5 protein-coding genes and 2 pseudogenes are annotated in these 5,863 nt (G+C 42.7%); 3 read left to right on the top strand and 4 right to left on the bottom strand.

The window, feature by feature from the left end; translation table 11 throughout:
* Window positions 1-22 precede the first annotated feature (22 nt).
* The 3 genes from NK638_RS11670 to NK638_RS11660 all read right to left on the bottom strand — a co-directional run bounded on the left by NK638_RS11670 (window position 23) and on the right by NK638_RS11660 (window position 4,072).
* A complete protein-coding gene (locus tag NK638_RS11670) occupies window positions 23-1,072 on the bottom strand; it encodes a zinc-dependent alcohol dehydrogenase family protein (RefSeq protein ID WP_274633139.1) in 1,050 nt (349 codons plus the stop codon).
* Window positions 1,062-2,057: a zinc-dependent alcohol dehydrogenase family protein gene (locus tag NK638_RS11665; protein ID WP_274633138.1), complete on the bottom strand. Its 996-nt coding sequence runs from the start codon at window positions 2,055-2,057 to the stop codon at window positions 1,062-1,064. The genes NK638_RS11670 and NK638_RS11665 overlap by 11 nt, the downstream gene beginning before the upstream one ends.
* Window positions 2,058-2,260: 203 nt before the next feature.
* Window positions 2,261-4,072: a monovalent cation:proton antiporter-2 (CPA2) family protein gene (locus NK638_RS11660; RefSeq protein ID WP_274633137.1), complete on the bottom strand. Its 1,812-nt coding sequence runs from the start codon at window positions 4,070-4,072 to the stop codon at window positions 2,261-2,263.
* Window positions 4,073-4,321: 249 nt separating this feature from the next.
* Between NK638_RS11660 and NK638_RS11650 the strand changes: the two are divergent.
* Both NK638_RS11650 and NK638_RS11645 read left to right on the top strand, forming a co-directional pair.
* A pseudogene (locus tag NK638_RS11650) lies at window positions 4,322-4,443 on the top strand (metal-sensing transcriptional repressor); the annotation flags it as partial.
* A gap of 144 nt (window positions 4,444-4,587) precedes the next feature.
* Window positions 4,588-4,902, top strand: a complete 315-nt coding sequence (locus NK638_RS11645) for a putative quinol monooxygenase (protein ID WP_058024906.1) — start codon at window positions 4,588-4,590, stop codon at window positions 4,900-4,902.
* Between the two features lie 195 nt (window positions 4,903-5,097).
* Here the strand turns inward: NK638_RS11645 and NK638_RS11640 are convergent.
* Window positions 5,098-5,469: pseudogene (locus NK638_RS11640) on the bottom strand (integrase core domain-containing protein); the annotation flags it as partial.
* Between the two features lie 5 nt (window positions 5,470-5,474).
* On the opposite strand from NK638_RS11640, the gene NK638_RS11635 reads away from it, so the two are divergent.
* A complete protein-coding gene (locus NK638_RS11635; protein ID WP_274633140.1) occupies window positions 5,475-5,648 on the top strand; it encodes a hypothetical protein in 174 nt (57 codons plus the stop codon).
* Window positions 5,649-5,863 lie beyond the last annotated feature (215 nt).

Genomic DNA, 5,863 nt, shown 5'->3' with positions numbered 1-5,863 from the left:
TTGAGCCTTGTCTGGAACAATTTTAGCAATCAGCAGTGCCTATTTGCGAATGGTCAACACGCCCTAGAGTAACTACAATTTTTCCTATTTGCTGATTTGATTCAAGATAGCGCTGAGCGTCATGCATGTCCTCAAAGTTAAAGCAACGGTCGATCACTGGACGAAGATATCCTGCACCTATACTGCTCAGAATAAATCGTCTGGCTTGCTCCCTTAGAACAGGGTCATGGAGAACCTCAAGGAACAAAAAACCTCGCATGGTTAAGCTCTTGCGTAATGCAATTTTAAGGGGAAATGGTGTGTCCTCTGGGCTAAGTGCACCATGCATAACCATAGTTCCTGCCACAGACATCGCTTTTGCAATCTGTTCAATATGTGGCCCTCCTACAGCATCAAAGGCGACATCAAGATGTTCTCCACCCAAACGTAAAACAAGCGCCTCATACAAATCGGGTTCATCTTCACTGGCTATAACATCTTTAACACCGAGATCCAGTAAACGTTGCTTTTTCTCTATCGTCTGTGTACTTGCAATGACCTTAGCACCCGCTGCTTCAGCTATCTGTATCGCAGCTAGTCCTACGCTACTTGAAGCTGCTGTGATCAAGATTGTTTTTCCTTTTGATAATCCACCAGCATGGATGACACCACCCCAAGCCGTCAAATACTGCATCCAGATTGAAGAAGCTTCTTCCCAGCTTAAACTATCGGGTTTGTGAACTAAAAAAGTTTCTGGAATCAGAAGCTTGTCCGCATATGTCCCATATTTGGCTAGATTGTCAGTCGGAAGAATCGATACTGCATCTCCTGGAGAAAATTGGCGTACACCTTCACCTACCGCCAGAACTATGCCTGCTCCCTCATATCCTAGACGAGATGGGAATACTGCCTTTTGAATATAAGTACCACGCCGAAACATTACATCGGCCCGGTTGAGTCCGATCGTTTTCATCTGTATTAGAACTTCTCCTGCTGCTGGTAAAGCAACAGGAAGTGTTTCTAATGTCAGAACATCTGTATCTCCAATACAATTGAAGCGCCAAGTCTTGGCCTGAAGTGCGTTAGATGACATCGATAACTACCTTAATATTGGCAGAGCGATCTTGAACAGCATCATGAGCCTCAATCGCTTGGTCTAGAGTAAAATGACGAGGATCAACAATAGCATGCAGTTTACCTTCCTCAACGAGACGAGTCGCGGTCTTAAGGATATCACCATGATGAGAACGGCGATTGCCTGTTAACGTCGGCATTAGGACGAATACACCAGACACTGTGGCACACCGTAGAGATGAATTCGCTAAATTATGATTGCCAAATGCAGCACAGCTGGTGATGTGGCCATAGTGAGTCGTCATGGAAAGTGACGCTTCGAGTACTGGACCACCCACAGTGTCATAAACAATGTTAAAACCTTGACCCTCAGGGCTTGCAGCAATAATGTCATCGGAAGATGCTGTTGTGTAATCGAGAGGTGTTGCACCGAGTTCTGAAATCAGTGATTGATCAGCTGTACGAGCAGTCGCCCAAACATTTGCATCAAGTGCTTTTGCAAGCTGAACCGCCATATAACCAACGCCACCAGCACCACCTTGAACAAGTACAGTTTGCCCTGGTTGGACCTTCGCATTATCCACCAAACCCTCCCAAGCGGTGAGGAACGTCAATGGTAGTACTGCTGCCTCGCGCATAGAGATATTCCGTGGCTTTAATGCGATCAGATCAGCATCTGCTACAACATATTCTGCTAAAGATCCTTGAAGACCACGAACGCCACCAATCAGACCGTAAACTTCATCTCCGACGTTGAAGTGGGTGACACCTTCGCCAACAGCAGTTACAACCCCAGCCATATCCGTTCCCAACACGGCAGGAAGCTCTGGCATAGCATATGGTGCTTCACCAAGACGAATTTTATAATCAATAGGGTTTACACCACTGGCATGAATACGTACTAGAACTTGCCCAGCCTCTGGTTGAGGTATAGGGAGTTCTACACGTTTAAATTCATGATCACCAAAATTTTCTAGGATAAGCGCATTCATCATCTTATTCATAGTTGTTCCTTATTCTTAACTGGGGGATGATATGCACAATACCAAAGTAAATTAATCCAATAAATGATATTTATAGGATTTAATAATTCCTAAATAATGAATAATAAATATCATCCGCTCACTAAAGAAGTGGGGTTCAGCAGATACTTACCAAAAAAGAGATCTACACAGACCTCTTTTTTATTTGGGTTTAATACGTGAAATTATTGCTGAGAGCCATCTTCATTCAGAATTTGCCCTGTGTGCTTTGGTTTAATTAAAGGTGCAGTCGGACGCGGTCCTGTATATTGCAAGCCGATACCAGCATAGACATCATCTGCTGCAGTTTCAGTTCCAAAACGTTCTTTGTCTAGTTCTCGGATTTCTTGGCTAATGTCTTCAATATTACTCTGGTCAACACCCAGCTCTTCTAAAATTGCACCGCCAAATAGCATTGCCGACTCGAAGGTTTCGCGTATCATGTAATCCACATTTTGTTTTGCCAAATGCAGCGCATGCTCACGGTCATAAGAGCGAACCAGTAACTTGGCCATAGGAAATTCATTTTGCACCAACTCTACGATCTTATTCGTCGTTTCTTTGTCGTCTACGCAAACAACAATGGCTTCAGCCGTATCTGCTCCAGAGGCATGTAAAATATCTAAACGAGAACCATCGCCATAATAAATTTTAAATCCAAATCTTTCAGCGTTTTGAATCATGTCGATATCATTATCAATGATGGATACATCAATGCCTCGAGCAAGCAATAATTGACTGGAGACTTGTCCAAAACGACCGAAACCAATCATCAGTACTTTTCCAGAAAGTCCTTCAGCAATACGGACATTTTCTAAAGAAGTTTGTTCTTTAGTTTGGATAAAACGTTCAAACAGAATGCCTATGATGGGGGTCAAAATCATCGACAAGATTACAATTGCAGTCAGGTTTGAGCTTTCCTCAGCACTAATGATTTGAGCACTCAAGGCGGCAGCAAAGAGTACAAAAGCAAACTCCCCCCCTTGAGCCATTAGTAATGCGCGATCGAGTGCTTCAGAGTGTGAACTTTCGGCCAGGCGTGCAGTCAGATAAATGATGGATGCTTTGACAAACATCAGCACAAGTACAGCACTTAAAATTAACGCCCAGTTATTTTTTATGACGTTAAGGTCTAATGACATGCCTACGCCTAGAAAAAATAATCCGAGCAATATGCCACGAAATGGTTCAATATCTGCTTCAATCTCATGGCGAAAAGTGGATTCGGAGAGTAATACCCCTGCAAGGAATGCCCCCATTGCCATCGATAAGCCACTGACTTGCATCAGTAATGATGCGCCGAGTACCACTAAGAGTGCTGCTGCAGTCATGACTTCACGGGCTTTGGCTGCGGCTAATAAGCGAAATAAAGGGTTAAGCAACCAATAGCCTGCAGCGATTAAACCTGCAATTGATATTAAACCAATCCCAATGCTCTGCAAACGCGCAGAAGTACTTTCAACAACATGATTCGGTGCGATAAAAGCGACAATTGCCAATAAAGGAACAATCAATAAATCTTCAAACAGGAGGATCGAGACAATTTTTTGTCCTCGTGGTTGAGCAATGTCTCCACGATCTCCCAAAAGTTGCATCACAATTGCAGTCGAGGTGAGTACAAAGCCTGCAGCACATACAAAACTCACCTGCCAAGAATAGCCATAGGCCAAGCCTACCGCCATTAACCCCAATGAACAGGCACTAATCTGTAATGTGCCTAATCCAAAAATTTCTTTTCTTAAACTCCATAAATACGATGGACGCATTTCTAGTCCAATCACAAACAGATACATCACAATACCAAGCTCAGCAACATGCAGAATAGACGCAGAATCGTAGAAAAACGCTAGTCCAAATGGACCAATAATCAATCCTGCAATTAAATATCCCAATACCGAGCTTAATCCTAGGCGCTTGATTAAGGGGACTGAAATCACTGCCGCTGTGAGCAGTATGACAGGGGATAGAAGGTTGATAGATGTGGCTTCTACACTCATATATTTCTCAGATTTTGTATAGAGTTTGTTGACACTTCAAATATAGAAAGTAGATTCAAAACACAAGTGCAACAGGTTTGTAGTTAGTTGAAACAGTTAGGTATTCACTATACCCGAATTTCAAGTAATCAATGGGATAATTTTATCACTGCATTTGAAACGCTACCTAAATTTTTAAGGTTTATAAAAAATATTGCTTTTTTATACTATGGGTACTGTAGTATTAATGCTAGCAAGTAAGGAGGTCTGATGCCTAATCAGGTTGAAGACAAAAAAAGATTCTTCTACGCGTCAGAAAGATCAAAGGTCAGACGCAAGCAATTGAAAAAGCGTTAGAAGACAATGTGGAATGTGGTGCAATTCTGCAACAATAGCATTATGTCGAAATAAAAACCCAGATTTTGGCTCAGCTATGAGAAGTTTTTTTTAACTTTTATACAACAAAACTGTCTGACATGCATACATTAGCAATGTCAGAATCAGTTTTCATTCTAATCAATTGTGGAGTTTTAGTCATGCTTAAAACAGCTTTATATGTCCGTCTTGAAGCTAAACCGGGTAAAGAAGACGAAGTGGAAGCTTTCCTTAAAGGCGGTTTACCTATTGTAATGGAAGAACCTGCGACAGTTGCGTGGTTTGGCCTACGTCTTGGACCTACAACATTTGGTATTTTTGATGCATTTCCTGATGAGGCGGGTCGCCAAGCACATTTATCTGGCAAGGTTGCAGCTGCTTTGATGGATCAGGCCGATGAGCTATTTTCAGAGCCACCGTCTATTGAAAAAGTAGATGTGTTGGCTAGTAAACTGCCAGGTCATACCGACGCTTAAATGTATGAGGGTGCTGCCTGAAATTTTGAATGAAAGGCAGCACTTCAACCCTGTGAGGTTTGTCAGAGGCTTTTTATTCAAGTTGGGCTACTTTATTTAATGGCTTAATCTCATCATTTACATGGATCAATATCCAAAACAGGGTACATAAACGAATGCACCGCCCCGACTATATCGGAGAGTGGATTGCTTGAGTCAGGCCACTTTGTCTGACTCACTAAGACTATCATAGTATCGTCTTTCAAACTCAAAAGGCGACACATATCCAATCGTGCTATGCAAACGGGTTTTGTTAAACCAATCAACCCACTTAAGGGTTGCCAGTTCAACATCGCTCACACCTTGCCATTGCTGTTTTAAATATTCAATCACCTCGGTTTTATAAAGCCCATTGACCGTTTCAGCCAATGCGTTGTCATAAGAGTTGCCTGTGGTACCAACAGAGGTAATCACGCCAGAGTCCGTCATCCTAGAAGTATAGCGAATGGATAAGTACTGAACCCCTCGATCACTATGATGAATCACATCTTTGGGATGGTTTCTATCTGCTATTGCTTGATTTAAAGCCGCCATTGTATCGCCAAGAAATAAATGGCGAAGCGCCTAAAGTCGGCAAAGCTTTAACGGATGAACAGCGCGAGCTCCAAGAACTGCGTAAACAGGTTAAACGGCTGACTATGGAGCGCGACATCTTAAAAGAGGCTTCTGTTCTGCTGGCCTTGGACAGCTTGAAAGGCTATCGCTAATAAGCAAGCTTGCAGAGCAAGACAAACAGATCAATAAAAGCCTTCTGTGCAAGCTGTTTGGCGTGATAAAAAGCAGCTACTACTATGGACTAAAGCCCAAGCCCATCAGCCTTGACACTGTAAAACCAAAGCCTTAATACGCCAAATATTTAACGACTCAAAGCGCTCAGCAGGCGCTCGCAGCATTGCCGCCATACTAATGAATGAACATGGCA

The organism is Psychrobacter sp. A3 (assembly GCF_028823565.1).
In the GTDB taxonomy this organism is placed as follows: domain Bacteria; phylum Pseudomonadota; class Gammaproteobacteria; order Pseudomonadales; family Moraxellaceae; genus Psychrobacter; species Psychrobacter celer.
This window is presented reverse-complemented; position numbering and strand designations above follow the sequence as displayed.

Excerpts from the sequence above, each read along its gene's own strand:
- NK638_RS11670 (WP_274633139.1), bottom strand. The coding sequence starts at position 1,072 with ATGTCATCTAACGCACTTCAGGCCAAGACTTGGCGCTTCAATTGTATT.
- NK638_RS11665 (WP_274633138.1), bottom strand. The coding sequence starts at position 2,057 with ATGAATAAGATGATGAATGCGCTTATCCTAGAAAATTTTGGTGATCAT.
- NK638_RS11660 (WP_274633137.1), bottom strand. The coding sequence starts at position 4,072 with ATGAGTGTAGAAGCCACATCTATCAACCTTCTATCCCCTGTCATACTG.
- NK638_RS11645 (WP_058024906.1), top strand. The coding sequence starts at position 4,588 with ATGCTTAAAACAGCTTTATATGTCCGTCTTGAAGCTAAACCGGGTAAA.